General features: G+C 42.8%; 26 protein-coding genes. 10 read left to right on the forward strand and 16 right to left on the reverse strand.

All coding sequences use genetic code 11. The features are described 5' to 3' along the window. Window positions 1-229 precede the first annotated feature (229 nt). Window positions 230-550: a met regulon transcriptional regulator MetJ gene (gene metJ, locus GDK41_RS15495; protein WP_105166708.1), complete on the forward strand. Its 321-nt coding sequence runs from the start codon at window positions 230-232 to the stop codon at window positions 548-550. Between the two features lie 78 nt (window positions 551-628). On the opposite strand, the gene GDK41_RS15500 is transcribed toward metJ, so the two are convergent. The 12 genes from GDK41_RS15500 to rpsJ form a co-directional block, all read right to left on the reverse strand. After that, the gene (locus GDK41_RS15500; RefSeq protein WP_152087252.1) at window positions 629-1,582 is read right to left on the reverse strand and encodes a sulfite exporter TauE/SafE family protein; all 954 of its coding nucleotides are present in this window, start codon (window positions 1,580-1,582) and stop codon (window positions 629-631) included. Between the two features lie 633 nt (window positions 1,583-2,215). Further along, the gene (gene rpsQ, locus GDK41_RS15505) at window positions 2,216-2,473 is read right to left on the reverse strand and encodes a 30S ribosomal protein S17 (RefSeq protein WP_152087253.1); all 258 of its coding nucleotides are present in this window, start codon (window positions 2,471-2,473) and stop codon (window positions 2,216-2,218) included. Next, window positions 2,473-2,664, reverse strand: a complete 192-nt coding sequence (rpmC, locus tag GDK41_RS15510) for a 50S ribosomal protein L29 (RefSeq protein WP_070986408.1) — start codon at window positions 2,662-2,664, stop codon at window positions 2,473-2,475. The genes rpsQ and rpmC overlap by 1 nt, the downstream gene beginning before the upstream one ends. Beyond that, a complete protein-coding gene (gene rplP / locus GDK41_RS15515) occupies window positions 2,664-3,077 on the reverse strand; it encodes a 50S ribosomal protein L16 (protein ID WP_070986409.1) in 414 nt (137 codons plus the stop codon). Before rplP ends, rpmC begins: the two co-directional genes overlap by 1 nt. Before the next feature lie 13 nt (window positions 3,078-3,090). Next, entirely contained in the window at window positions 3,091-3,792 is a 702-nt protein-coding gene (rpsC, locus tag GDK41_RS15520) for a 30S ribosomal protein S3 (protein ID WP_070986410.1), read from the reverse strand. 12 nt (window positions 3,793-3,804) lie between these two features. Then, the gene (gene rplV, locus GDK41_RS15525) at window positions 3,805-4,137 is read right to left on the reverse strand and encodes a 50S ribosomal protein L22 (RefSeq protein WP_058031283.1); all 333 of its coding nucleotides are present in this window, start codon (window positions 4,135-4,137) and stop codon (window positions 3,805-3,807) included. Between the two features lie 12 nt (window positions 4,138-4,149). After that, window positions 4,150-4,428 carry a 30S ribosomal protein S19 gene (rpsS, locus tag GDK41_RS15530; protein ID WP_010561269.1) on the reverse strand — a complete coding sequence of 93 codons (279 nt, stop codon included), beginning with the start codon at window positions 4,426-4,428 and terminating at the stop codon, window positions 4,150-4,152. Between the two features lie 16 nt (window positions 4,429-4,444). Next, a complete protein-coding gene (gene rplB / locus GDK41_RS15535; RefSeq protein ID WP_070986411.1) occupies window positions 4,445-5,269 on the reverse strand; it encodes a 50S ribosomal protein L2 in 825 nt (274 codons plus the stop codon). 17 nt (window positions 5,270-5,286) lie between these two features. After that, on the reverse strand, window positions 5,287-5,589 hold the full coding sequence (rplW, locus tag GDK41_RS15540) for a 50S ribosomal protein L23 (RefSeq protein WP_070986412.1): 303 nt from the start codon (window positions 5,587-5,589) through the stop codon (window positions 5,287-5,289). After that, window positions 5,586-6,188: a 50S ribosomal protein L4 gene (rplD, locus tag GDK41_RS15545; protein WP_070991184.1), complete on the reverse strand. Its 603-nt coding sequence runs from the start codon at window positions 6,186-6,188 to the stop codon at window positions 5,586-5,588. Before rplD ends, rplW begins: the two co-directional genes overlap by 4 nt. A 17-nt stretch (window positions 6,189-6,205) precedes the next feature. Beyond that, window positions 6,206-6,841: a 50S ribosomal protein L3 gene (gene rplC / locus GDK41_RS15550; protein WP_152087254.1), complete on the reverse strand. Its 636-nt coding sequence runs from the start codon at window positions 6,839-6,841 to the stop codon at window positions 6,206-6,208. Window positions 6,842-6,868: 27 nt separating this feature from the next. Next, window positions 6,869-7,180 (reverse strand): 30S ribosomal protein S10, encoded by a 312-nt coding sequence (gene rpsJ / locus GDK41_RS15555; protein WP_005495349.1) that lies wholly within the window; start codon window positions 7,178-7,180, stop codon window positions 6,869-6,871. A 412-nt stretch (window positions 7,181-7,592) separates the two neighbouring features. Between rpsJ and plsB the strand changes: the two genes are divergently transcribed. Continuing rightward, a complete protein-coding gene (gene plsB / locus GDK41_RS15560; protein WP_152087255.1) occupies window positions 7,593-10,019 on the forward strand; it encodes a glycerol-3-phosphate 1-O-acyltransferase PlsB in 2,427 nt (808 codons plus the stop codon). A gap of 46 nt (window positions 10,020-10,065) precedes the next feature. Here the strand turns inward: plsB and tesB are convergent, their stop codons facing one another. Next, entirely contained in the window at window positions 10,066-10,929 is an 864-nt protein-coding gene (gene tesB, locus GDK41_RS15565) for an acyl-CoA thioesterase II (RefSeq protein ID WP_152087256.1), read from the reverse strand. A 148-nt stretch (window positions 10,930-11,077) separates the two neighbouring features. Between tesB and GDK41_RS15570 the strand changes: the two genes are divergently transcribed. Further along, entirely contained in the window at window positions 11,078-11,527 is a 450-nt protein-coding gene (locus tag GDK41_RS15570) for an EVE domain-containing protein (RefSeq protein ID WP_152087257.1), read from the forward strand. Here the strand turns inward: GDK41_RS15570 and GDK41_RS15575 are convergent. Continuing rightward, the gene (locus tag GDK41_RS15575) at window positions 11,524-11,745 is read right to left on the reverse strand and encodes a hypothetical protein (protein WP_152087608.1); all 222 of its coding nucleotides are present in this window, start codon (window positions 11,743-11,745) and stop codon (window positions 11,524-11,526) included. The two genes, GDK41_RS15570 and GDK41_RS15575, sit on opposite strands and share 4 nt — an antisense overlap. Next, window positions 11,742-12,806 carry a potassium channel family protein gene (locus tag GDK41_RS15580; protein ID WP_152087258.1) on the reverse strand — a complete coding sequence of 355 codons (1,065 nt, stop codon included), beginning with the start codon at window positions 12,804-12,806 and terminating at the stop codon, window positions 11,742-11,744. The genes GDK41_RS15575 and GDK41_RS15580 overlap by 4 nt, the downstream gene beginning before the upstream one ends. 203 nt (window positions 12,807-13,009) lie before the next feature. On the opposite strand from GDK41_RS15580, the gene GDK41_RS15585 reads away from it, so the two are divergent. The 5 genes from GDK41_RS15585 to GDK41_RS15605 all read left to right on the forward strand — a co-directional run bounded on the left by GDK41_RS15585 (window position 13,010) and on the right by GDK41_RS15605 (window position 20,298). Next, a complete protein-coding gene (locus GDK41_RS15585; RefSeq protein WP_152087259.1) occupies window positions 13,010-13,957 on the forward strand; it encodes a chemotaxis protein CheV in 948 nt (315 codons plus the stop codon). 149 nt (window positions 13,958-14,106) lie between these two features. After that, window positions 14,107-16,272: a DNA helicase II gene (gene uvrD, locus GDK41_RS15590; protein ID WP_152087260.1), complete on the forward strand. Its 2,166-nt coding sequence runs from the start codon at window positions 14,107-14,109 to the stop codon at window positions 16,270-16,272. After that, entirely contained in the window at window positions 16,250-18,325 is a 2,076-nt protein-coding gene (locus GDK41_RS15595) for a GNAT family N-acetyltransferase (protein ID WP_152087261.1), read from the forward strand. Before uvrD ends, GDK41_RS15595 begins: the two co-directional genes overlap by 23 nt. After that, window positions 18,291-19,406: an ABC transporter substrate-binding protein gene (locus GDK41_RS15600; RefSeq protein WP_232056477.1), complete on the forward strand. Its 1,116-nt coding sequence runs from the start codon at window positions 18,291-18,293 to the stop codon at window positions 19,404-19,406. Before GDK41_RS15595 ends, GDK41_RS15600 begins: the two co-directional genes overlap by 35 nt. Before the next feature lie 43 nt (window positions 19,407-19,449). After that, window positions 19,450-20,298, forward strand: coding sequence for a CZB domain-containing protein (locus GDK41_RS15605; RefSeq protein WP_152087262.1), 849 nt, complete (start codon window positions 19,450-19,452; stop codon window positions 20,296-20,298). Between the two features lie 65 nt (window positions 20,299-20,363). Here the strand turns inward: GDK41_RS15605 and typA are convergent, their stop codons facing one another. Further along, window positions 20,364-22,187 carry a translational GTPase TypA gene (gene typA / locus GDK41_RS15610; RefSeq protein ID WP_152087263.1) on the reverse strand — a complete coding sequence of 608 codons (1,824 nt, stop codon included), beginning with the start codon at window positions 22,185-22,187 and terminating at the stop codon, window positions 20,364-20,366. 645 nt (window positions 22,188-22,832) lie between these two features. Between typA and glnA the strand changes: the two genes are divergently transcribed. Both glnA and GDK41_RS15620 read left to right on the forward strand, forming a co-directional pair. Further along, window positions 22,833-24,239: a glutamate--ammonia ligase gene (gene glnA / locus GDK41_RS15615; RefSeq protein WP_152087264.1), complete on the forward strand. Its 1,407-nt coding sequence runs from the start codon at window positions 22,833-22,835 to the stop codon at window positions 24,237-24,239. A gap of 116 nt (window positions 24,240-24,355) precedes the next feature. Continuing rightward, complete coding sequence (locus GDK41_RS15620; RefSeq protein WP_152087265.1) at window positions 24,356-24,865, forward strand: DUF4124 domain-containing protein; 510 nt, start codon at window positions 24,356-24,358, stop codon at window positions 24,863-24,865. Window positions 24,866-24,902: the final 37 nt, after the last annotated feature.

Consider the following 24,902-nt stretch of genomic DNA (forward strand, 5'->3'; position numbering starts at 1 on the left):
GAAGTCAAAACATTTATACTTCTAAATGGCTATTTAACTAGTATTTGACTATCTTTTTTAAACCGATAAAATTTCGCCACCTAACTAAATTAGTATTGCTAATAAGACTGCACTTTTGAATAAACTATAGCGATAGACTTATCAATATAGTTTATCGTGGAAAGTTCACTGATTAAGTTTACGAGTACAGTCTTATTGGCATTTCAAACACTGAGGCAACAACAATATTATGGCTAAATGGAATGGTGAATATATTCACCCTTACGCTGAGCACGGTAAGAAATCTGAACAAGTAAAAAAAATTACCGTCTCTATCCCGTTAAATGTACTTAAGGTTTTAACTGACGAACGCACGCGTCGCCAAGTTAATAACTTACGTCATGCAACCAATAGTGAGCTATTATGTGAAGCCTTTTTGCATGCATTTACAGGTCAACCATTACCCAGTGATGAAGACTTACGTAAGGATAATCCTGAAAAGGTACCTGAGGAAGTGCGTAAGATAATGGAAGATATGGGACTAGAAGTGCCAGTGATCAACGAAGAGTAACATACCTAAATACAGCCATGAATGTTACTCATGGCTGACTTACCTAATATGTTACCCGCTCTTCTCTAAGAAAGATGCTTATAAGTTACGTTTGTTTATCAATACCGTTTTTATTTTTAATGACAAAGCTGCGGCCACATAGATTAATAAACAACTAAGTAGAATGATTTTGACAGGATGAAGAGGTAATAATAGAAGCGTGCTGACCGACTCTACTAAAATCACCAAAATCACAAAACTTAAGATATATGATGCTTTCAACCTTGTTAATAGATAGCCACCTAATGGCGCTCCTAAAGCCACAACTGGTGCAGCAAAAAACCAACTGTTAATCACAAATTCTGATGGCTGTTTACCTAGAATAAAAAACAAAACCGCACCAAGCTGGGCATTCAAAGCCATGAATGTCACTGTTGTGGGTATCATTTTCCTAGCATGGATCCCAAACAGCAGTACAAAATAAAAGAATAATACAGTATCAGCCCCCGAGCCTAAGTAACCGGTTATCATTCCACCTGAAAAAGTGAGTAGTGAAAAAATAAGGTGTTGTTTTCTCTTACTGAGGTCAAGAACAAGCGTTTTTTTATCATGTATGAGTAAAGTAGCAACCAGTAACAAAAAGCAACTAAATGAGTACTTCAGTAATATTCCGTCTGTAACTGAAAAGGTCACGGCGCATAACTGACCTACAAAGGCATAGCGCATACCTCGAGCAATCGAAGTCCAGTCGATAAAAACCCGCCTACTAATAAAGTAGAGAGCGGCAAAAGCCATTCCGACCGATTGTATAAAAAGAGAAAAAACGCGCGCCTCATCAGCGCTTACTTGCAATACCTTGGTGAATACTGGGAACGCGACAGCTCCACCACCTAACGGTGTAGAGCCTGCGACAAAAGAGCCAAAAAGCATAGTCAGGCTGGTTTTCCAGCTAGATAACAACGCTGTCATATCCCACAACAATAAAAATGCAATTAACCAGACACCAGCGCCAAAGAGCAAAGTCAGCCAAAAAAGATTGCTGCGGTAGCGCATAATAAGAACATCTCTTTAAAAGTTGGTATATATACTCTGCGCCTAATCTAATCAATCAAGCACGAAATTGAGTATATTTTACACTAGCACTACCAATAACCACACATATAGTTTCACGTTATGCCCATTCCTTAAATAGATGTTCTATTTTTCGATATGGAAACCTTACGATAACTAAGCCCTATTTCGTTATTAATAAAAACTTTTAACGTAACTAACGCCAAATTGAATACCAATTCACTTATACCAATTGCATTAAATTGGTGATCAGATATTGCGACAGATAAATGGCTTAGTAACAAGGCAAATATTTCGCTATGTAGTTATTCTACATGAGAAATATTTAACGCAGTTAATGAGTTATTTAGCTCGCTAGAATGATCAATGTATTAATAAAATTGGTATTAATTAAGTGATCTCTTTTTAGGCGATAAAATATATCGGTAGCAAGACAAAAATATCGCTATGCAGTTGTTCTACATGAGCAGTTTTTAACGCAGCTTGTGTTAGGCTTTATCCCTCAAAATGATTCTAGGTTATTACGAACTGGCCTAATCCCCTTAAAACGCAAAAAGCCCCGACCCAAGGGCCGAGGCTTTTGAAAACAAAGTTTAATCTAGTATAAAACTAAAATTAAGCTTGCTTTGGACGTGAAACTACTTCAACTAAAGTCCATGATTTCTTTTTAGAAATCGGCGCACATTCACTGATAGTAACTGTATCGCCTGCTTTAGCTGTGTTGCTTTCGTCGTGTGCGTGCAACTTAGTTGTACGCTTGATGAATTTACCGTAGATCGGGTGCTTCACCTGACGCTCGATTGCAACAACGATAGATTTGTCCATCTTGTCGCTTAGTACACGACCTTGAAGAGTACGGATCTTATCGCTCATTATGCACCTGCCTTCTGGTTGATAACCGTTTTAACACGCGCAATATTGCGGCGTACTTTTTTCAGCTCGTGAGTTTGAGCTAGCTGACCAGTGCTCACTTGCATGCGCAGGTTGAACTGCTCACGTAGTAGCTCTAGAAGTTCAGCATTTAGCTCTTCTACGCTTTTGTCTTTAAGTTCGCTAGCTTTCATCACATTACCGTCCGAGTTACAAATGTTGTTTTGAAAGGTAATTTACGAGCAGCTAGGTTGAATGCTTCACGAGCAAGCTCTTCAGAAACACCTTCCATCTCGTAAAGTACTTTGCCTGGCTGGATTTCAGCAACCCAGTACTCAACAGAGCCTTTACCTTTACCCATACGAACTTCAAGCGGCTTTTCAGTGATTGGCTTATCTGGGAATACACGGATCCAGATTTTACCTTGACGCTTGATGTGACGTGTCATAGCACGACGAGCTGCTTCGATTTGACGAGCAGTCATACGACCACGACCTGTTGCTTTCAAGCCGAAAGAACCGAAGCTTACTTTGTTACCGCTGTTTGCAAGACCACGGTTGCGGCCTTTATGCACTTTACGGAATTTTGTACGTTTTGGCTGTAACATTAATCGCTACCTCTTACTTAGCACTTTTTTTGGCTTTCTTCGGCGCACGTTTAGCTGGCTTCTCTTGCTCTTGAACTAGTGGTAAACCACCAATTACTTCGCCTTTGAAGATCCAAACTTTAACACCGATGATACCGTAAGTGGTTAACGCTTCAGAAGTTGCATAATCGATATCAGCACGTAGAGTATGTAGAGGTACACGACCTTCACGATACCACTCAGAACGTGCGATTTCAGCGCCGCCTAAACGACCGCTTACTTCAACTTTGATACCTTTAGCACCAATGCGCATTGCATTTTGTACCGAACGCTTCATAGCGCGACGGAACATAACACGACGCTCAAGCTGAGATGCGATGCCATCTGCAACTAATTGTGCATCTAGCTCTGGTTTACGTACTTCAGAAATGTTGATCTGAGCAGGTACACCCGCAATCTTTGTTACAGCTTGACGAAGCTTTTCTACGTCTTCGCCTTTTTTACCGATAACAACACCAGGACGAGCTGTGTGAATTGTTACACGGATTGATTTAGCTGGACGCTCGATAACGATTTTAGACACAGAAGCTGCTTTCAATTCCTTAGTAAGGTATTGACGCACTTTGTGATCGCCAAAAAGCTGTGCAGAGAAATCTTTTGTATTCGCGTACCAGGTAGAAACCCAAGGTTTAGAGATACCTAGGCGAATACCAGTAGGATGAACTTTTTGTCCCATTACTTATATCTCCTAGCTATCCGAAACCACAACAGTGATGTGGCTTGTACGCTTAAGGATGCGGTCAGCGCGTCCTTTAGCACGTGGCATGATACGTTTCATTGTAGGACCATCGTCCACAAAAATCGTAGCTACACGTAGCTCATCAATGTCAGCACCTTCGTTGTGCTCTGCGTTCGCAATAGCAGACTCAAGTACTTTTTTAACTAATACAGCCGCTTTCTTTGGGCTGTACGCCAGGATTTCTAGAGCGCGATCTACCGGTAGTCCGCGGATCTGATCAGCTACTAGACGTGCTTTTTGCGCCGAACCAGAGGCGAATTTGTGTTTAGCTAATGCTTCCATCATACCCTCCGATTAACGTTTTTTAGCTTTCTTATCCGCAGCGTGACCGCGGTAAGTACGTGTAGGTGCAAATTCACCTAGTTTGTGACCGATCATTTCGTCCGAAACAAATACAGGGACGTGCTGACGACCATTATGGACTGCGATGGTCAATCCGATCATATTAGGGATGATCATTGAACGACGGCTCCAAGTCTTGATAGGCTTCTTGTCACCGCTTTCCAACGCCTTCTCTACCTTCTTCAGCAAGTGTAGGTCAATGAATGGACCCTTCTTGAGAGAACGTGGCATGGCAATTCCTCAACTATTACTTAGTACGACGACGTACGATTAATTTATCTGTACGCTTGTTCTTACGTGTTTTAGCACCTTTGGTAGGCTTGCCCCATGGAGACACAGGGTGACGACCACCAGAAGTACGACCTTCACCACCACCGTGTGGGTGATCAACCGGGTTCATGGCAACACCACGAACTGTCGGACGAATACCACGCCAGCGGTTAGCACCAGCTTTACCTAGTGAACGAAGCATATGCTCAGCATTGCCTACTTCACCTAAGGTAGCGCGACAGTCAGACTCAACTTTACGAACTTCGCCTGAACGAAGACGTAGAGTCACGTATTGACCTTCACGTGCTAGGATTTGAACGTATGCACCAGCAGAACGTGCGATTTGAGCACCTTTACCTGGCTTTAATTCTACGTTGTGTACAGTCGAACCTACAGGCATATTACGCATTGGCAATGTGTTACCAGCTTTGATTGGTGCGTCAACACCAGACTGGATTTGATCGCCTGCTTTTAAACCTTTAGGTGCAATGATGTAACGACGCTCACCGTCTGCATATAATACAAGAGCGATGTTTGCGCTACGGTTTGGATCGTACTCTAGACGCTCAACAGTGGCTGGAATGCCATCTTTAGTGCGTTTAAAGTCAATTACACGGTAGTGCTGCTTGTGACCACCACCGATGTGACGAACCGTGATACGACCGTTATTGTTACGACCACCTGATTTAGAGTTTTTCTCTAATAGCGGAGCGTAAGGCTTACCCTTGTGTAGATCAGGGTTAACCACTTTAACGACGTGACGACGACCCGCAGAAGTTGGTTTACACTTTTGAAGTGCCATAATTCTAACTCCCCTTATTACTCGGCGCCGCCGACAAAGTCTAGCTCGCTACCTTCTTTAAGAGTAACGTAGGCTTTTTTCCAGTCTGAACGACGACCGAAACGCATACCAGTACGCTTTGTTTTACCCTTAACATTCAAAGTACGAACACCAGTTACTTCTACTTCAAAAAGCTTCTCAACTGCTGCTTTAACTTCAGCTTTAGTTGCGTCTTTAGCTACTTTGAAAACGATCGTGTTGTTTTCTTCAGCAGCAATCGTGCTTTTTTCAGAGATGTGTGGAGCAAGAATCACTTTTAAAAGACGTTCTTCACGGATCATGCTAGCGCCTCCTCAAGTTGCTTAACAGCACCTGCAGTAATAAGTACCTTATCGAAAGCGATTAGGCTTACTGGGTCAATGCCAGCTACATCACGCGTGTCAACCTTGTACAGGTTACGTGCAGAAAGGAATAGATTCTCATCTACTTCTTCAGTCACGATAAGCACGTCTTTAAGCTCAAGCTCTTTAAGCTTAGCTACTAGCTCTTTAGTTTTAGGTGCTTCTAAACCGAAGTTTTCAACAACCACTAAACGCTCTTGACGAACAAGCTCAGACAAGATGCTCTTAATCGCACCGCGATACATCTTACGGTTAACTTTTTGGCTGTGATCTTGCGGCTTAGCTGCAAAGCTCACACCACCGCTGCGCCAGATTGGGCTGCGGATTGTACCAGCACGAGCACGGCCAGTACCTTTTTGAGCGAATGGCTTCTTACCACCGCCTCTTACTTCAGAACGTGTCTTCTGAGCACGAGTACCTTGACGAGCACCTGCTGCATAAGCAACAACTACCTGGTGTACTAATGCTTCGTTAAACTCACGTCCAAAAGTAGCTTCGGAAACTTCAAGCGCGCCAGCGCCTTTAATTGCTAATTCCATCACTAAATCTCCAGGACTTATGCTTTAACAGCTGGTTTAACGACTACGTCACCGCCGATAGCGCCAGGTACTGCACCTTTAACTAAAAGCAGGTTACGCTCAGCGTCAACACGTACTAGTTCTAGGTTCTGAGTAGTAGTTTGCACATTACCCATTTGACCAGCCATTTTCTTACCTTTAAACACCTTACCAGGTGATTGGTTTTGACCGATTGAACCAGGAGCACGGTGAGACAAAGAGTTACCGTGTGTAGCGTCTTGCATGCTGAAGTTCCAGCGCTTAACACCACCTTGGAAACCTTTACCTTTTGAAGTACCAGTAACGTCTACTTTGTTTACATCGTTGAATAGTTCAACAGTAAGCTCAGCACCTACTTCAAAATCGCCTTCACCACCATTTAGGCGGAATTCCCACAGGCCACGACCCGCTTCAACACCCGCTTTAGCGAAGTGACCCGCTGCAGCTTTGTTTACACGGCTTGCTTTTTTCTCGCCTGCAGTAACTTGAAGCGCTTCATAACCGTCTGTTGCTTCAGATTTGATCTGAGTAACACGGTTAGGCGTCGCTTCGATAACTGTCACAGGGATAGATACACCATCTTCAGTGAAGATACGTGTCATACCCACTTTACGACCGACTAGACCTAATGCCATTTTCCTAAAACCTCTCTAATCTTCCGATTAACCCAGGCTGATTTGAACATCAACACCAGCAGCAAGGTCTAGGCGCATTAGAGCGTCTACTGTCTTGTCTGTTGGTTCTACGATGTCGATCAGACGTTTGTGGGTGCGGATTTCATACTGATCACGCGCATCTTTGTTTACGTGCGGAGAGATCAATACAGTAAAACGTTCAAAGCGCGTAGGAAGTGGGATTGGACCACGTACCTGAGCACCAGTGCGTTTCGCAGTTTCCACGATTTCCGCCGTTGATTGGTCAATCAAACGGTGGTCAAAAGCTTTTAGGCGAATACGAATGCGTTGATTTGACATTCTTAAACCTCAATTAAAAGAGCATTTAAAAAGAGCATAAAAAAACATCCAGGTCGAATTAAAACTAATTCGCTGGTTGCTTCCTTATTTCTACCATTGAATTCCAAATCGGAATTCCTGTTTGTTGGCTTGAAATCCAAGCCCTATATTTAATCTTTCTGACTACACTGTAGTAAGAAAGTCCGCACATTATAATGATATTGGTGATAAATGCAACAACTAATACTACGTTATTTTTGGTATGGATTGCTAAGCTACGTGTAGCTACGATTTTTGTGGGCCATGGTCCTACAAGTTGTTGTACTTATTCTTTGCATCTTTAACCTAGTTAGTAGCTCATCCAAAATGCTATAAATGGTCAGTCCAGTTAAAGCTTGGTATGCTATTGCAAAATTTTAAATATGGTGTTGTCATGAGAATCGTTTCTCGTATATTAAATCTATTCGCCCAGTGGGCTAATCTATTATTTGTCAAAACAAAATTACTACCAGACAACCCAGTAACACAGTTCAGCCTAAATCCCGAACAGCCTACTTTTTATGTTACTAGGCTTAATTCTCGTGCCGACCTTGCTGCATTAGATGCCGTTTGTAAAAAGCTGGGATTACCAAGAGCAACTCAACCACAACTCCTGGCTGGTAAAGAAATTGACCGCTTTATTGGTTTGCAAAATCCTACCCCTTTGTTTGCAAAAGTTGCAAAACCTAGCAACGCCCTTGCCACTGGTAAAGCGATCTTTACTGCCTTAAACAGTGATCCCAAGGCTCAGGCTCAAATTGTACCTGTTACCATTTTATGGGGTCGCAATCCAGGTAAAGAAAAACCAGGCATTGGCACGTTATTTTCGCATTCATTAACCCCCAGTTGGCTCCGGAAATTTTTTGTTGTACTGTTTTCGGGACGCGATAATTTAGTACGCTTTAGCCAACCTATCGATCTCAATCAATTAATCAACGACAAATCGGACGTAGAGGAATTGCCTCAAAAACTAGTGCGTGTTGCACGTGTGCACTTTCGCCGCCAGAAACTTGCCGCTACAGGCCCTAAACTGCCTTCTAGGGATCAGTTATTTAGCTCTTTACTCGCAGCACCCGCAATAAAAAAGGCGATTGCTGATGAGGCAAAAAGTAAAGGATTAAGTTATGAAGAGGCACGTCTCAATGCACAAGAGCTGCTTGAAGAAATTGCCGCAAACTACTCCGATGCGATGGTTCGCGTTGGCGATCGTATTCTGACCTGGCTTTGGAATAAACTCTACAATGGTATTGAGGTCAAATATGCAGAGCGAGTTCATCAATTAGCAGATAAGGGTCATGAAATAATTTACGTACCTTGTCATCGCAGTCATATGGACTATCTGTTGTTAACCTATGTTATCTATCATCAAGGACTTGTACCACCGCATATAGCCGCTGGAGTCAATCTTAATTTCTTCCCTGCTGGGGGGGTTTTCCGTCGTTCTGGAGCATTCTTTATTCGTCGTTCGTTTGCTGGCAACAAGCTTTACTCAGCCGTATTCAAAGAATATTTAAGTCAACTGTTTATCAAAGGCTACTCAGTAAAGTTTTACACTGAAGGAGGACGCAGTCGAACGGGACGTTTGCTGCCACCTAAAACGGGCATGCTGGCAATGACAATTCAGTCTATGCTGCGCGGTATCGACCGCCCGATCTCAATAGTGCCTGTGTATATTGGTTACGAGCATGTGATGGAAATTAATACCTACTTAAAAGAGTTGGCTGGCAATCACAAAAAGAATGAATCAATCTTTGCCGTCTTTAAAGCTATCAAGAATCTCAAAAATTACGGGCGTGGCTATCTAAACTTTGGCGAACCAATCAATGTTAATCAGTATTTAAACGAGCACCAAAGTAATTGGCGAGAGGCTATTCACCCTACAGACATTCAAAAGCCTCTGTGGCTGAACACCCAAGTGGCAGAGCTTGCTGATACAGTCATGATCAATATCAACAGTGCTGCAGCGCTCAATGCAATTAATCTATTAGCGACAATATTATTGAGTAATAGTCAATTCGCACTCAGTAAACGTAAGCTGTTAGAGCAGATGTCTTTTTATCTCACCCTACAACGCAGTGCCAAATATAATGAACAAGTCACAGTACCGGAAGATTCTGCTGAGCAGTTGCTTAGTCATGCATTAAAACTCAATAAGCTTGATGTATTATCAGATGAACTAGGGGAAATAATCGCCATCAAAGAAAAAGAGCGAACCTTGTTCAATTACTACCGTAACAACATTGTTCACCTATTCGCTGTGCCTAGCATCATCGCTCAGCAGCTATTCAATCGCTTTAGCGTAACAGTACAAGAGTACCAACAATTATTTGATGTAATTTACCCACTATTTGCCAAAGAGTGGTTCCTTACACCGATGCGCGAAGACTATATTACAGACATCTTAACATGCTTCGCACAGCAAGGGCTGATTGAGTTTGACGGTAAAACAGCTCACGTTATTAAAGGCAGTACAGGTCTAGCGCAATTAGAAATGCTAGGCAAAGTTAGTCAGTTAACACTCGAGCGTTATGCAATAACCGCCAGTTTAATACTAAAGAAACATGGCTGTACCCGCAAAACTCTTGAATCTGAAACTGAAGTCATTGCAAATCGACTCGGCACATTGCATGGCATTAAAAGCCCTGAGTTTTTTGATAAGAAAGTCCTCGTTGCATTTATCAATAGCCTCAAAGAGCAAGGGTTTATCAACGTGTCTGATGAGCAGTGCATTCACGCGCAAGAGAAGTTAAAAGTGCTACAGCAACACCTCAATGACTTATTGCCAGCACGCATTGGTGAGTCAATTCAAGATGCGCTCTGAGCAACCAAGAAGTAAAAGATGCCGCCGATAACTCGGCGGCTTAATTTTACTCGCCGCGCTGGCGCATCACCCCTTCTTGTATAGTTGAAGCAACGAGTTCACCTTGACGATTAAAAAACTGCCCGCGCACTAAACCACGGCCATTAGATGCACTAGGGCTATCTACGCTATATAAAATCCATTCATCCATTCGAAACGGTCTGTGAAACCACATAGCATGATCTATGGTAGCAACCTGCATACTTGGATGCAAAAACGATAGACCATGTGGCTGCAACGCCGTTGGCAAAAATTCAAAATCTGATGCATACGCCAACAAATAATTGTGTATACGCCTGTCATCAGGCAAGGGACCATTGCTTTTAAACCAAACATGGCGCTGCGGCTCTGTTATCTCTGGCTGGAATGGGTTTTGAAATTCTACTGGGCGCGTTTCAAGCGGCATATCACAGGTGAACTTATTACGCAGTTTTTCAGGGATCAATGCTTTATTTTCACGATAGAAGTCGATGGAAGACTTTAACTCTTCCGGCCCTGGCACATTAGGCATAGTGCTTTGATGTGACACCCCCGGTTCATCACCTTGAAAAGAGGCGGTCATATAAAAGATAGGCTTTCCATATTGAATTGCCCGTACCCGTCGAGTACTAAAACTGCGTCCGTCACGGATCACCTCTACATCATATACAATCGGCTTTTTTGCATCCCCCGGGCGCAAAAAATAGGAGTGTAATGAGTTCACATAACGACCCTCTGGCAAGGTGTATTTTGCCGCAGAAAGAGCTTGCCCCATCACCTGCCCACCAAATACCTGTGGAAACCCTAAATCTTGGCTTTGCCCTCGGTAAATACCTTGCTCTATCTCTTCAAGTTTTAAAAGCGATAGTAGATCAGTAAGAACCTGACTCATCGGGCCCCCTTATTTTCATCAGCTTAATTCAATAATCATAGTATAATAGTCAGCGCGATGAGTCACCTTCACACAAGCGGTAGCAACAATTATGTAGAAGCGTCGATTTACAGCTATTTCAGTATTAACAACAGCACGCAGGTAAAGCATGGCATATTGGTTATTTAAAACAGAACCCGACACATTCTCCATTGACGATCTTAGAGATGCAGGAAAACAAGGTGCTTTTTGGGAAGGGGTGAGAAATTACCAAGCCCGCAACTTTTTGCGTGATCAAGTTAAGTTGCATGACTTCGTTTTTATTTATCATTCGAGTTGTAAAATACCAGCCATTGTTGGTGTCGCTAAAGTCATAAAATCAGCGCAACCCGATCCGTACCAATTTGACAGCAAAAGTGACTACTTTGATGCTAAATCACGCACTGATGATCCGAGGTGGTACGGTGTAACGCTTGAGTATGTGAAACATGTCAGGCCAATCACCCTATCGTCTATTAAGGCAAACGTAAACATTACGGAGCTTGCTTTAAAAAAGGCAGGTAGACTTTCAATTATGCCAGTAAGCGGTCAAGAATGGCGATTACTTTGCCAAGATTAACGACGAGAACGTCGCTTACCTCTGCGTGGCTTGTGTGGATGGATACCTTCTTTAGGTATCATAGAAAAATATAACAGCAGCGCCAGCCATGAAAAAAGTAATGTGCCAAGTAGCCATCCATTCTTTTCATGGCCTTTTGTCCGTTTACTATTGAGGATCATTGCAAACGGAGCTAAATAAGCGCATACGCCAATAAATAATAAAATCAGCTCACTCATGATAAGCTTTGCCATGCAACTTCATCTGGTAATACCCGTTCAGTAGCAATGTAATGAAGAATGTCCCCCGCATTTACTGGGTAGTCCAAGGGCGGGTTTAATTCCATCGCTTGCGCACTCAAATCATGCGCAACACCCAACAAAATTGCATCATGTTTTTCTTTAAAATAATGAAATAATGCGCCAAATTGACACGTTTTTATACCAGAGGGTAACCGTAAACTAAATTGCGTATCGCCATGCAAAGTTGACAGTAACTCTTCTTGCACTCGACTAGAACCTGGGTCTTGCATCGCCCTAACCAAAATTTCTGCTGACTTACTAGACGAGCACTCCACATTTTGGCAATGAGCACGTAGCAAACTCACCTTGCTCTCATCCACAAAATGAGCACTAATGTGTGCCCCAGCTTGAACCATAGGACTTAGCTTTAAAGCGGTCGTAAATGTTTGATCGTCATCTTGCCCATCAATGATAATTTTATCCGCTTGAGCGATACCTATGCGAGCCAATTCTTCGTCATCTGTGAAACTTGATAACTTAGCAAAATCAACCTGAGAATAGCTCAATAAAGGATGCTCTATATCGTCAACGACAGCCAAAACGATACGTCTGTCTTGACGTTTTACATCTGCTAAAATGTAGTCAATCATCTTCTTGGTTCGAGTGGGATGCCAGCCAAAAATAATGATATGGTTACGTAAATGGTAAAAGTCTTTATCGCCAGTCATTGATCTTCTTATCCAAAATGTCATAAATTGACCCGCTTTGCCGAGTAAAATACCAAACAAAGCTAGCCCAAACGGGATCTGCACCAACGCAACAACCCAGCGGCCCAATTCCGTGGTTGCACTAAAATCACCATAGCCAACAGTAGAGGTGGTCACTATATAATAATAAATAAATGTGTTGGGTTCTATTAAGGCCTGCTCTCCTGCATAGTTCAGCAACCCCCAAACTAATGTTAAATGGCCAAGAGTCACGGTACTTAACAGTTGCCAACTTGCCTTATCCACATGCGCCTGCAACAGTACCAGTAAACGTTTAAATATGATTGGCATAGTATAATGCTGTTTATGATTCTATAACGTTACCTTACTTGATATCTATATGCTTGAAAACCTCATTAATTCAAACTACTTGGCAAACTAATAAGTAAAAACATCAGTACATTTGCTCTGGCGCTTACCTATTTTGCAAAGCTCGTATTTTGTTGCAACTTCAGTATACTGATGCATAATGCTTAGAAATAGGAAGGTGTCGTATGGCTGGCGTATTAGCTTCGGTAGATCAAAGAACGCAACTGGTTGGTGAAAACCGATTAGAGCTTTTATTGTTTCATCTACATAGCCGCCATTTTTTTGCGCTTAATGTCTTTAAAGTTAAAGAAGTCGTAAAACTACCACACCTAAATATCATGCCAAACGCTCACCCTAAAGTGTGTGGTGTGACCACGATTCGGGGAGAGTCGATCCCTGTTATTGATCTGCGCCGTGCGATTTGTATGCCTGAATGTGAGCGTGATGCAGACTGCAATTTAGTGATCACAGAATACAACCGCTCAGTACAGGCCTTCTTAGTTGGTAAAGTTGATCAAATCGTTAATACCACTTGGCAAGATATCATGCCAACTCCAAGCTCCGTCGGTAAGAACCACTATCTGACAGCTTTGACCAAAATCAAACGCGATAGCATCGAGCACATTGTTGAGATCATTGACGTCGAAAAAGTGCTTGCTGAAATTGTCGCCTACGATGTCGTTATCTCTGAAGATGTATTAGATAAAAGCATTATTGATGAGTTTCATGGGCGCAAGATTTTACATGCGGACGATTCACCTACTGCACGCCGTCAAGTTTCAGACACACTGGCACAACTAGGCATTGAAATCATTCCAGCAACAGATGGGCAAGAAGCGCTTAATGTGCTTAAACACTGGGCCGATGAAGGAATAGATGTAAATAAAGAGCTACTGGCGGTGATCACGGATGCTGAGATGCCCTCTATGGATGGATACCGACTCACCTATGAAATACGCAATGATAGCCGTTTAAAAGACTTATATGTGATCTTAAACACGTCGCTCAGCGGTAGCTTTAATAATGCCATGGTCGAAAAAGTGGGCTGTAACGCATTTTTATCTAAATTTCAGCCTGATCTGCTGGTTGAAGAAATACAAAACCGACTCAAAGCAGTACTAGACAAGGAATAACTGGTTATTTGTACAGTTAAACTTTGGTTTTTTATTCTTTAAAATCAAAGCGATAAATTTGTGTTGCACGCTTTTTAAAGCGCACAACTGGGCAACCCCCCCCTAACACAGGTATACTTTGCGTTCATTTTACTGAAATAGGCGTGGTAATGGACGTTTCTGAATTAATCGATGGCTTAAACGACAAACAACGTGAGGCAGTGGCTGCCCCGTTGCAAAATATGTTGGTTCTAGCGGGTGCTGGCTCGGGTAAAACCCGCGTCTTAGTGCACCGTATTGCTTGGTTAATGCAGGTAGAACATGCCTCAGCTTACAGTATCTTTGCTGTTACGTTTACAAACAAAGCAGCTAAAGAAATGCGAACTCGCGTAGAAGAAACATTACGCTCACCAGTAGGTGGCATGTGGATTGGCACTTTCCATGGCTTGTCGCATCGAATTTTACGCGCGCACCACCGTGAAGCGAACTTACCAGAAGCATTTCAGATTTTAGACACCGACGACCAAGTTCGTATGATCCGCCGCCTGCTGAAAGCGATGAATATTGATGAAAAGAAATGGCCAGCAAAACAAATCGCATGGTATATCAGCGCCCGGAAAGATGAAGGCCAACGTCCAAAAGATATTCAAGCCTATGATGTGAATGAACAACTATTACTGCGTGTGTACACAGCGTACCAAGATGCATGCGATCGAGCTGGGTTAGTCGACTTTGCTGAGATCCTACTACGCTGTTATGAGTTGCTACAACGACAACCCACCCTACTACGTCACTATCAACAGCGTTTTCGACACATGCTGGTCGACGAGTTCCAAGATACCAATAGCATTCAATATCGCTGGTTAAAACTCCTCGCGGGTCAGGAGAATACCATGATGATTGTTGGCGATGACGATCAGAGTATTTACGGTTGGCGTGGCGCAAAAATTGAAAATATCAAACGCTTCCTAGACGATTTCTCAGCTGAAACCATTCGCCTTGAACAAAACTATCGTTCAACCGCTACCATCCTAAAAGCATCAAATGCGCTTATTCAAAATAATGCTGAGCGTATGGGTAAAAGCTTGTGGACCGACGGCAACCAAGGTGAGCCTATCTCCATTTATGCCGCTTTTAATGAATTAGATGAAGCACGCTTTGTGGTAAGTAAAATTCGTACTTGGCTAAACGGCGGAAACGCCCTACAAGATTGTGCCATTTTATACAGAAACAATGCGCAATCTCGGGTACTTGAAGAGGCGATGTTACAAGAAGGCTTAAAGTATCGTATTTATGGCGGTATGCGATTTTTTGAACGCCAAGAAATAAAAGACGCACTCGCTTATCTACGTTTGCTCAGCAACCGCCAAGACGATGCCGCGTTTGAACGTGTGATCAACACACCTGCACGTGGCATTGGCGACAAGACCCTAAGCCACATTCGCGATTGTGCGCGCCATGAATCAATGCCGCTATGGTATGCTGCAAAAGCCGTGATAGAGCAAAAACATTTAGCTGGCAGAGCGGCAACCGCTGTGTCGCGCTTTATTGAGCTAATTGAGCAGCTGGATGACAAGCTCACTGAACTAGAATTATCAGAGCAAGCAAAAACAACCATTGAACTATCCGGTTTGATGGCCATGTACCAAGCAGAAAAAGGCGAAAAAGGCCGTGCTCGCGTAGAAAACTTGGAAGAACTGATCAGCGCCTGTGGTCAATACGAGCCGCCCATTGACGAAGACTTCAGTTCGCCATTACAAGGCTTTTTGGCTTATACCTCATTGGAGTCTGGCGAAGGACAGGCTGACGAACATGAAGATGCCGTACAAATGATGACCTTACACTCAGCAAAAGGCCTAGAATTTCCATTGGTATTTATGGTGGGGGTTGAAGAAGGTATGTTCCCTTCTCAACAAAGCCACGAAGAGTCAGGCCGCCTCGAAGAAGAGCGCCGCCTATGCTACGTAGGAATGACGCGGGCAATGGATAAACTGTATATTAGCCATGCTGAAAGCCGTCGCCTTTATGGCCAAGAAAAACATCATAGCCCTTCACGCTTTTTGCGAGAGTTACCACAAGAGTGTGTGGAAGAAATACGCATAAAAACGCAAGTCTCTAGACCCGCTAATAGTGGTCGCTTCGGTGCCTCTGTTACCCATGCGGCTTTTGAAGAAAGTGGCTATAACCTAGGACAACGTGTTCTACACGCAAAGTTTGGCGCAGGTACGGTATTAAACTACGAAGGCAGTGGCGCGCAATCTCGAATTCAGGTGAACTTTGATGATGTTGGCAGTAAATGGTTGGTAACAACGTATGCCCGTTTGCAAAGCCTCTAGCTTAGCGCCATTATTTGATGAGTTAGCTCATAACCAACATCGTCAACTTTTTTTACTGTGCGGCGAACATGACTGGGCCATTGAACAAGCTCAACGTTTGTTTACACCATCAACATCAGACTGCTTAGCGCTATCGAAGCATCCAAAGTTGGCCTGTGCATGCTGGCCCGAACACCTACACCAGATCCTTGGCCAAGAGTTTAAACTGGCTCTTTATGATGGATATGCTGGCATCGAACCAAATAAGCTGGCCGCGCTCAGTGGCACGGTTAAAGCGGGCGGACTTTTAATATTAATCCTTCCTGAGCTTAGTGACTTATCCCACTGGCAAGATCCGAGCCTTGCCATGTGGTGCTCTTATGGTTTTTCTGCGCAACAGAGTCCATTTTTGCAGCGTTGGCAAGCATTGCTCGCAACGCTAGATACCTCAATTCTCTCTCAGCGCGATGGCTTATCCTTGTCTTTGAAGGGATACGCTTCACAAAAACACATCGACTTTAGCGAGCAGCGCAATACGCTTGCCCAGCTTAAGAGGCAGCTAGAAAGCAAGAAGTCACAGCCCATTTTACTCAGTGCCGACCGTGGGCGCGGAAAATCGGCAGTTCTTGGTATGTTAGCAGCAGCAATGCATGAACAAACTTTCGTTATTTGTGCTTTGCAATACAGGGCGGTAAAAAACAGCTTTAAGCATCTAGCCGAACAGCTAGATATCACATATCAAGGCAATGAAAAACAAGTGGCCAATTTGCGTTTTATGCCACCCGATCAACTCTTAACAACGCCGTTAAGCGACCAGATATTACTTATCGACGAAGCCGCAGCGATCCCCGTCCCCGTGCTAATTGCACTAGTAAAAAAGGCAAAACGTTGCGTTTTTTCCAGTACTATCATTGGCTATGAGGGAAATGGACGGGGCTATACCCTTAGATTTAAACGCTATCTGTCTCAGCACTACCCTAACTTTCTATCGTTACAAATGCGTCAGCCGATCCGTTATCAGCTGCATGACCCACTAGAAGCACATATAAACCAATTATTTGCTTTAGATTGTCAATATCCAACCCCACAAGCGCTTGGCGAGTTAACTTATTCACGCCTTACGGTGAAAGAGCTAGCGCTCAATGAACCTTTGTTACATCAGGCTTTTTCGCTTCTCGTACTCGCGCATTATCAAACTACGGTAAACGATCTGCGGCAACTACTCGATAGTCCTTCACAAGCTATTTTCGTGATCAGAAACTCGCAACAACTGTTAGGTCTTAGCCTTGTTAATCTTGAAGGGCAGATTGGACATGAGCTACATAACGATATTGCCCAAGGCAAGCGCCGCCCAAAAGGGCACTTACTGCCTCAGCAACTGTTTGCATCGCAAGGTGACTCACAATTTTTAAACACGAAAATCGCCCGTATAGTGCGCATTGCGATTGCCCCAAATGTGCATAATCAAGGCCTAGGCACACAACTACTCAACTATGTAGAACAGCAGTTGGCTCAATCGGTAGATTATTTTGGCAGTAGTTTTGGCGCAACGCAAAAGTTACTTAATTTTTGGCAAAAGAGTGGCTACAAAGTGGTTCGGCTGGGGTATAAACAAGATAAAGCCAGTGGTGAATATGCCGCAATGGTAATAAAAAGTACGAGCAAAAACGACTCTCACCTTGATAGGCTTTGCCAACATTTTAGGATGAACTTTACCTATCAGCTAAGCAACCTCTACCAGCAACTACCTTGGCAATTAGTAAAATGTATTCTCGTTAGCATGCCAAACCAACACATCCCCAAGCATATAGAAGTGCAGTTAGACTATATGGTGAACAAAAATACGATGCTGGAGCAAGATAGTGCAACAGTATGGCAAATATTGCTTGCTTGTCCGACATTATTAAATGGATTATCAGACAGTTCACAGCAATTAGGTATTAGGCTATTATTACAAAATAATACTAAAGAGCTGCTTAAAGCAGAGTTACCTTCAAGCACCAATAAAGTGTTTGCTGCAGCCTTCAAAGCCCTGGTACATGAAATACATGAACAGCTTCAACTGCTACATTAAACTATTTTTTGCTGCCGCACTCTCTCTATTGAGTGTAAATGGATATGCAGATCAGCAACCAATAAAACTAGGTATGTCAATTGCGTTAAGCGGGCCAGCTCAGGAAATAGGTAAGCAACTACGCGACGGTGCATTATTGCATTTTGAAACCATCAATCAACAAGGTGGCATTGTAGGGCGAGCCATTGATCTACAGATTCGCGATGATGGGTATGAGCCAAACCGTACAGTACTCAACACTCGGCAATTCATTTACGAAAAAAAGGTTGATGCTCTTTTTGGCTACATGGGCACCCCCACCACTGCGGCAATACGCCCACTACTGGAACACAGTAAAACGCCTTTGCTTATGCCATTTACTGGGGCTGACTTTTTGCATAAAGCCGCTAACTATCGAGTTTTTAACTTAAGAGCGAGTTATCAAGATGAAGCAAACGAGCATGTTACCTATTTAATTAACGAGAAAAAAAATCACCAAATCGCACTGCTTATTCAGGCTGATGAGTTTGGCATCACGGTAGAGAAAAGTTTAACAATCGCACTTGCCAAAAAAAGCTTAAAGCCTAGTACCATTGCGCGCTTTAGACGTAATACAAACGATGTGCATAAAGCCTACGAGCAGATACGCAATAGTAATGCCACAGCCGTTATCATGATTGGCACCTACGACCCCTTAGCAACGTTTGTTAAATTGGCGGATGACGTGGAAGAAAAGCTCGAATTTACCAGCGTATCATTTGTTTCCAGTAAAGAGCTGTTTGCTCGGGTTAACTCTAAACATCCAATAATGGTAACCGAAGTCGTCCCAAACCCCTTGTTATGCCAAGCCATGTTATGTAAAACATTTCGTCGCATGGTTAAGCTCAAACCACACTTAAAAGTCGATCACATTTTATTTGAGGGCTACCTTAACGCACTGGTCTTTACACGTGCAGCAGCACAGTGCAAAGAGTCATACTCGGTGCAATGCTTACTCGATAAGTTACCTTGGGTTCTTGAGCATGACCGTGACTTGAAAATGCTTTTTAAACTCTCAAAACAGCAAAAGAAATTGCCGGTATATCGTTCATATTCACCATAATGTTCTATTCTTTAACAATACCATTGTGCTTGTTGAGGAAAATATGGATTTAATCAACTTTCGAGTCGGACAAAAAACCATTTCACTGAAAATTTTGGACATTCTGCTTACAGAGCGCTATGAGGGAAACCTAACATCTTTACCCAACGGTAACCCCAGTTTTTTAGGTGTAAAAGATTATATGGGCACCCCAACACCCATTTTTGATCTAAGTATTATCTTAAACAATCAATCATCTTACGAAATAAATACCGCATTGGTAGAGCTTTTACGTAGCAAAGAAGAAGAACACAAAAGCTGGTTACATGCGCTAGAGAGAAGTGTGATGAAAGGTGATGCTTTTGATAAAGCAAGAGACCCAAAACAATGTGCATTTGGACAGTGGCTTGATAATTTTAAAACTGAAAATGAAGATTTGAAAGCCATACTACATCGCTTTGAAGAGCCGCATAATCGCCTACATTCACTGGCAGACAAATTGCTTTTATTATGCGAGCAAGATAAGCAACAAGAAGCCATTGTAATGCTGGAAAAAGAGCGCTCAACAACCTATGTCAAACTAATGCGCTTGTTTGAGTCTGCAAGAGAGCAAATTAGCCTAGACCATAAGCCAATCATTGTATTTACTACACAAGATGGACAAAAGCCTCACATCGGCCTGTTAGTGGATCAAGTTGAAGACAACATGCATTGTGAAGAAGAAGAAATTAAATCTCTCAGTGAAATTACCAACATTGGTTTTGAAATAGACCCACAAACCAGAAAAATGATGCAAGGATTAATTAAGCGCGGAGATACGCATACGGTGTTAATTGATCCGAGTGCGATATTTAGACCCGAACATTTGCAAGGTTATGAGCCAGAAGAAACCGAAAGCTACGGCTTGTTTTAAATTTATATTTTGCGAGCAAACAAAAACGCCGCTGTCACAGCGGCGTTTTTTTTATTCTAACCAAATTAGTCTTTTGCTTGACGACTTGCGCGCTTACGCTCACTTTCAGTTAGTAACTTCTTACGAATACGGATATTCTCAGGAGTTACTTCAACTAGTTCATCATCATCAATGAATTCAAGTGCTTGCTCAAGTGACATTTTAATAGGCGGCACAAGTGTTTGTGCTTCATCTGTACCTGATGCACGTACGTTTGTTAACTGCTTACCTTTCAAAGCGTTTACCGTTAGGTCGTTATCACGGCTATGAATACCAATAACCATACCTTCGTAGACTTCTACACCGTGACCGATGAAAAGTTTACCACGTTCTTGTAGGTTAAATAGTGCGTTAGTCAGTGCCTTACCCGTTGCATTGGCGATCAATACACCATTCTTACGTTTACCGATTGAGCCACCTTTATGAGGACCGTAATGATCAAAAGTGTGATACATCAAGCCAGAACCTGAAGTCAACGTCATGAAATCAGTTTGGAAACCAATTAAACCACGGCTAGGCATCATGAAGTCTAAACGTACACGGCCTTTACCATCAGGGGCCATATCCGTCATTTCAGCTTTACGCAGACCAAGCTGTTCCATGATAGAACCTTGGTGCTCTTCTTGTACGTCAACCGTTACTGTCTCGAATGGTTCTTCTAATTGACCATCAACGTCACGTAAAATTACTTCAGGACGTGAAACTGCCAATTCATAGCCTTCACGACGCATGTTTTCGATCAAAATACCTAAGTGCAATTCACCACGACCAGATACGCGGAAGCTATCAGGGTTATCCGTCTCTTCAACACGAAGTGCAACGTTGTGTACTAGCTCATTTTGCAAACGCTCAAGAATATTACGTGAAGTCACGAATTTACCTTCTTGACCTGCAAATGGTGAAGTGTTCACAGAGAACGTCATGGTTACTGTTGGTTCGTCAACAGACAATGCTGGCAATGCTTCAACCGTATTCACATCACAAATTGTGTCTGAAATTTTCAGCTCACCTAAACCAGTAATAGCGATGATGTCGCCAGCCTGTGCTTGCTGTGCTTCGTGACGGTCTAGACCAAGATATGTTAATACCTGACCTACTTTACCGTTACGTGTTTTACCATCAGCGCCTACCACAGTTACCTGTTGGTTTACTTTAACAGTACCGCGCTTGATACGGCCTACACCAATAACACCAATGTAAGAGTTATAGTCAAGTTGCGAAATCTGCATCTGGAAGCCACCATCAGGATCGGCATCTGGCGCAGCTACTTGCTCAACAATCGCTTCAAACATTGGTTGCATATTGTCTGAAGGCTCGTCTAGGTCAAGCGTGGCCCAACCATTGATAGCAGATGCGTAAATCACTTGGAAGTCCAATTGATCATCCGTTGCACCTAAGTTATCAAATAGGTCAAATACCTGATCCATAACCCAATCAGGGCGTGCACCTGGCTTATCAATTTTGTTGATAACAACAATAGGCTTAAGACCTAACGCGAATGCCTTTTGCGTTACGAAACGCGTTTGTGGCATAGGGCCTTCTTGTGCATCAACCAGTAGCAATACTGAGTCAACCATTGAAAGAACACGTTCTACTTCACCACCGAAGTCAGCGTGTCCCGGAGTGTCTACGATGTTAATGTGGTAATCGTTCCACTCAATCGCGGTGTTTTTAGCTAGGATGGTGATACCGCGCTCTTTTTCGATATCGTTTGAATCCATTACACGCTCTTCGTTACCGCCGCGTGTCTCTAGCGTACCTGATTGCTCAAGCAACTTATCAACTAGGGTTGTTTTACCGTGGTCTACGTGGGCGATAATCGCGATATTACGTAATTTTTCAATGCTCATGTTTATAACTCAGATAATTACTCAAAAGAGTGGGTTAATCCTATACACCTAATTGTGCAAAACAGTCTATAAATTGACCGCTAGGATTTATAAAGTGGCGTATTATCCCCTAATAACGTCATAGATGAAAGTTTATGCAGCATTATTTTTTTGTTACGAGCTGCAAATTACCTATTTTTAGGCATTATTAACAATATTAAGCAGCTTTTCTGGGATAGTTAGGGGTTTATAGTACGATGTTAAATAAGGAAAATCGCTATAGAGTACATGAAAGTGAAGACTGCGCTGTAATTAAATCGAAGCGCTTAATTGTCACCTTGATATTTCATAAATAAATCATCAATACCGCTTAGAATACAACAACACTCAGATCATAATAACTCATCTATTTTACATGCCACACAATGCGCCAAATAATGACGTGTCGCAATGAAAAAGCACTCAAGTCAGCTATACTCAAAGCGCACCATAGGTGTGCATATGCGGATCATTTTGGTGCACCATAGCAGTGCGAGTGATAACATCAAAAAAACAAAGTGTTATTTTTCAATATATTGCAAAATTGGCACATATTAAGCTTACAAAAACCGCAATCGCATTAAGTTAATGCAGCAAGCATAAAAAACCCAACGAGTCGGAGGACACATGTCACAATCGGTTTTAGATTTTATCAAAGAAAATGACGTTAAATTCGTAGATTTACGTTTTACAGATACCAAAGGTAAAGAGCAGCACGTTTCTATTCCTCATCATCAAGCCGATGAAGACTTCTTCGAAGACGGTAAAATGTTTGATGGCTCTTCAATTGCTGGTTGGAAAGGCATTAACGAATCTGACATGGTATTAATGCCAGACGCTGCATCAGCAAAGCTTGACCCATTCGCTGAAGAAACAACCATGATCGTTCGTTGTGACGTTGTTGAGCCAAACACTCACCAAGGCTATGAGCGCGACCCTCGCTCTGTTGCTAAACGTGCTGAAGAATATATGCGCTCAACGGGCATCGCTGACACCGTATTGTTTGGTCCAGAGCCTGAATTCTTCCTATTTGATGATGTTAAGTTCAAAACTGACATGTCTGGCTCTATGTACAAAATTGATGCACAAGAAGCATCTTGGAACTCAGATAGAGACTATGAAGGTGGTAACACTGGTCACCGTCCTGGCGTTAAAGGTGGTTACTTTCCAGTTGCCCCCGTTGATTCATCACAAGACTGGCGTTCTGCGACCTGTTTAGTACTTGAAGAGCTTGGTCAAGTTGTTGAAGCACACCACCACGAAGTGGCAACGGCGGGTCAAAACGAAATCGCTACGCGCTTTAATACCATGGTATTAAAAGCAGACGAAATTCAAGAAATGAAATACGTTATTCACAACATGGCGCACCTTTACGGTAAAACGGCAACTTTCATGCCTAAGCCAATCGTGGGTGATAACGGTTCTGGTATGCACTGTCACCAGTCTTTAGCTAAAGATGGCAAAAACATCTTCGCAGGCGACAAGTACGGCGGCCTTTCTGAAGAAGCGCTTTACTACATCGGTGGTATCATCAAGCATGCTAAAGCAATCAATGCATTTGCTAACGCGTCAACTAACTCATACAAGCGTTTAGTACCAGGCTTTGAAGCCCCTGTTATGCTTGCATACTCTGCACGTAACCGTTCAGCTTCTATTCGTATTCCTGTAGTACCTTCAGAGAAAGCTCGTCGTATCGAAGTGCGCTTCCCTGATCCAACAGCAAACCCATACCTTGCATTCTCAGCAATGTTAATGGCTGGCCTTGACGGTATCAAAAACAAGATCCACCCTGGCGATGCGATGGACAAAGATTTATACGACTTACCAGCTGAAGAAGCTGCTGAGATCCCAACTGTTGCGTCTTCACTAGACGAAGCATTGGCATGTCTTGACGCAGACCGTGAGTTCTTAACTCAAGGCGGCGTATTCACTGACGACTTAATCGATGCTTACATTAAGCTTAAGTCTCAAGAAGTGGAAAAACTGAACATGACAACTCACCCTGTTGAGTTTGAAATGTACTACAGCGTTTAATCGCGCAAATTAAATCATATGTGTTCTCAAGCCCGCTTAAGCGGGCTTTTTTGTAGTAAAACAACATGTTTAATACTAAAGTATAGCTGTGTTAAATAAATTAAGGGACGCTGAAGATGAGACGTATTTTGTTGGTATCATGCCTTGTACTAACTTTTTGCGCCATGGCTTCGCAGCCAAAAGTTTACCGATGGAAAGATGAAAACGGTAACTGGGTATTTTCAGATGTGCCCCGTCAAGGCTCAGAGCGAGTCAACCTCAATAAGCCCATCAGTATACCCACAGCAGATACATCCGTCTTAAGCACCACAAAAGAAAAAAAAGCGATAGCATACGAAGTTAAAATATCCTCCCCTGGGAGCGAGCAAACACTCAGAGAAAACACAGGTACCGTGTATGTGACTGGTCAAGTAAAGCCTGTATTTAGCAAAGGTCTCACCGTACAATTATCTTTAGATGGCAAAATTGTCAGTGATAGACAAACCAACACCACCTTTGCACTGAAAAATGTTGATCGAGGCGAGCATAAACTCATTATGTATTTATTCGACGAGCACGGCGCAAGAATTGCAACTAGTCCCGCAAGTACATTTTATTTACACCGAGCAAACCGCATTAATCCATAGCTCAGGGTATATACACGTGATATAGTGCACCAACTTG

The sequence above is a fragment of the Pseudoalteromonas sp. A25 genome, from assembly GCF_009176705.1.
GTDB lineage: Bacteria > Pseudomonadota > Gammaproteobacteria > Enterobacterales > Alteromonadaceae > Pseudoalteromonas.

Coding starts and splice junctions, on each gene's coding strand:
- GDK41_RS15500 (WP_152087252.1), bottom strand. CDS start 1,582: ATGCGCTACCGCAGCAATCTTTTTTGGCTGACTTTGCTCTTTGGCGCT.
- GDK41_RS15585 (WP_152087259.1), top strand. CDS start 13,010: ATGGCTGGCGTATTAGCTTCGGTAGATCAAAGAACGCAACTGGTTGGT.
- rplP (WP_070986409.1), bottom strand. CDS start 3,077: ATGTTACAGCCAAAACGTACAAAATTCCGTAAAGTGCATAAAGGCCGC.
- rplD (WP_070991184.1), bottom strand. CDS start 6,188: ATGGAATTAGCAATTAAAGGCGCTGGCGCGCTTGAAGTTTCCGAAGCT.
- rplB (WP_070986411.1), bottom strand. CDS start 5,269: ATGGCACTTCAAAAGTGTAAACCAACTTCTGCGGGTCGTCGTCACGTC.
- GDK41_RS15620 (WP_152087265.1), top strand. CDS start 24,356: ATGAGACGTATTTTGTTGGTATCATGCCTTGTACTAACTTTTTGCGCC.
- rplW (WP_070986412.1), bottom strand. CDS start 5,589: ATGATCCGTGAAGAACGTCTTTTAAAAGTGATTCTTGCTCCACACATC.
- rpmC (WP_070986408.1), bottom strand. CDS start 2,664: ATGAAAGCTAGCGAACTTAAAGACAAAAGCGTAGAAGAGCTAAATGCT.
- rplV (WP_058031283.1), bottom strand. CDS start 4,137: ATGGAAGCATTAGCTAAACACAAATTCGCCTCTGGTTCGGCGCAAAAA.
- GDK41_RS15580 (WP_152087258.1), bottom strand. CDS start 12,806: ATGCCAATCATATTTAAACGTTTACTGGTACTGTTGCAGGCGCATGTG.
- GDK41_RS15600 (WP_232056477.1), top strand. CDS start 18,291: ATGAAATACATGAACAGCTTCAACTGCTACATTAAACTATTTTTTGCT.
- rpsS (WP_010561269.1), bottom strand. CDS start 4,428: ATGCCACGTTCTCTCAAGAAGGGTCCATTCATTGACCTACACTTGCTG.
- glnA (WP_152087264.1), top strand. CDS start 22,833: ATGTCACAATCGGTTTTAGATTTTATCAAAGAAAATGACGTTAAATTC.
- tesB (WP_152087256.1), bottom strand. CDS start 10,929: ATGAGTCAGGTTCTTACTGATCTACTATCGCTTTTAAAACTTGAAGAG.
- GDK41_RS15570 (WP_152087257.1), top strand. CDS start 11,078: ATGGCATATTGGTTATTTAAAACAGAACCCGACACATTCTCCATTGAC.
- typA (WP_152087263.1), bottom strand. CDS start 22,187: ATGAGCATTGAAAAATTACGTAATATCGCGATTATCGCCCACGTAGAC.
- plsB (WP_152087255.1), top strand. CDS start 7,593: ATGAGAATCGTTTCTCGTATATTAAATCTATTCGCCCAGTGGGCTAAT.
- metJ (WP_105166708.1), top strand. CDS start 230: ATGGCTAAATGGAATGGTGAATATATTCACCCTTACGCTGAGCACGGT.
- GDK41_RS15595 (WP_152087261.1), top strand. CDS start 16,250: ATGCCCGTTTGCAAAGCCTCTAGCTTAGCGCCATTATTTGATGAGTTA.
- rpsJ (WP_005495349.1), bottom strand. CDS start 7,180: ATGTCAAATCAACGCATTCGTATTCGCCTAAAAGCTTTTGACCACCGT.
- uvrD (WP_152087260.1), top strand. CDS start 14,107: ATGGACGTTTCTGAATTAATCGATGGCTTAAACGACAAACAACGTGAG.
- rpsC (WP_070986410.1), bottom strand. CDS start 3,792: ATGGGACAAAAAGTTCATCCTACTGGTATTCGCCTAGGTATCTCTAAA.
- GDK41_RS15605 (WP_152087262.1), top strand. CDS start 19,450: ATGGATTTAATCAACTTTCGAGTCGGACAAAAAACCATTTCACTGAAA.
- GDK41_RS15575 (WP_152087608.1), bottom strand. CDS start 11,745: ATGAGTGAGCTGATTTTATTATTTATTGGCGTATGCGCTTATTTAGCT.
- rpsQ (WP_152087253.1), bottom strand. CDS start 2,473: ATGAGCGATAAGATCCGTACTCTTCAAGGTCGTGTACTAAGCGACAAG.
- rplC (WP_152087254.1), bottom strand. CDS start 6,841: ATGGCATTAGGTCTAGTCGGTCGTAAAGTGGGTATGACACGTATCTTC.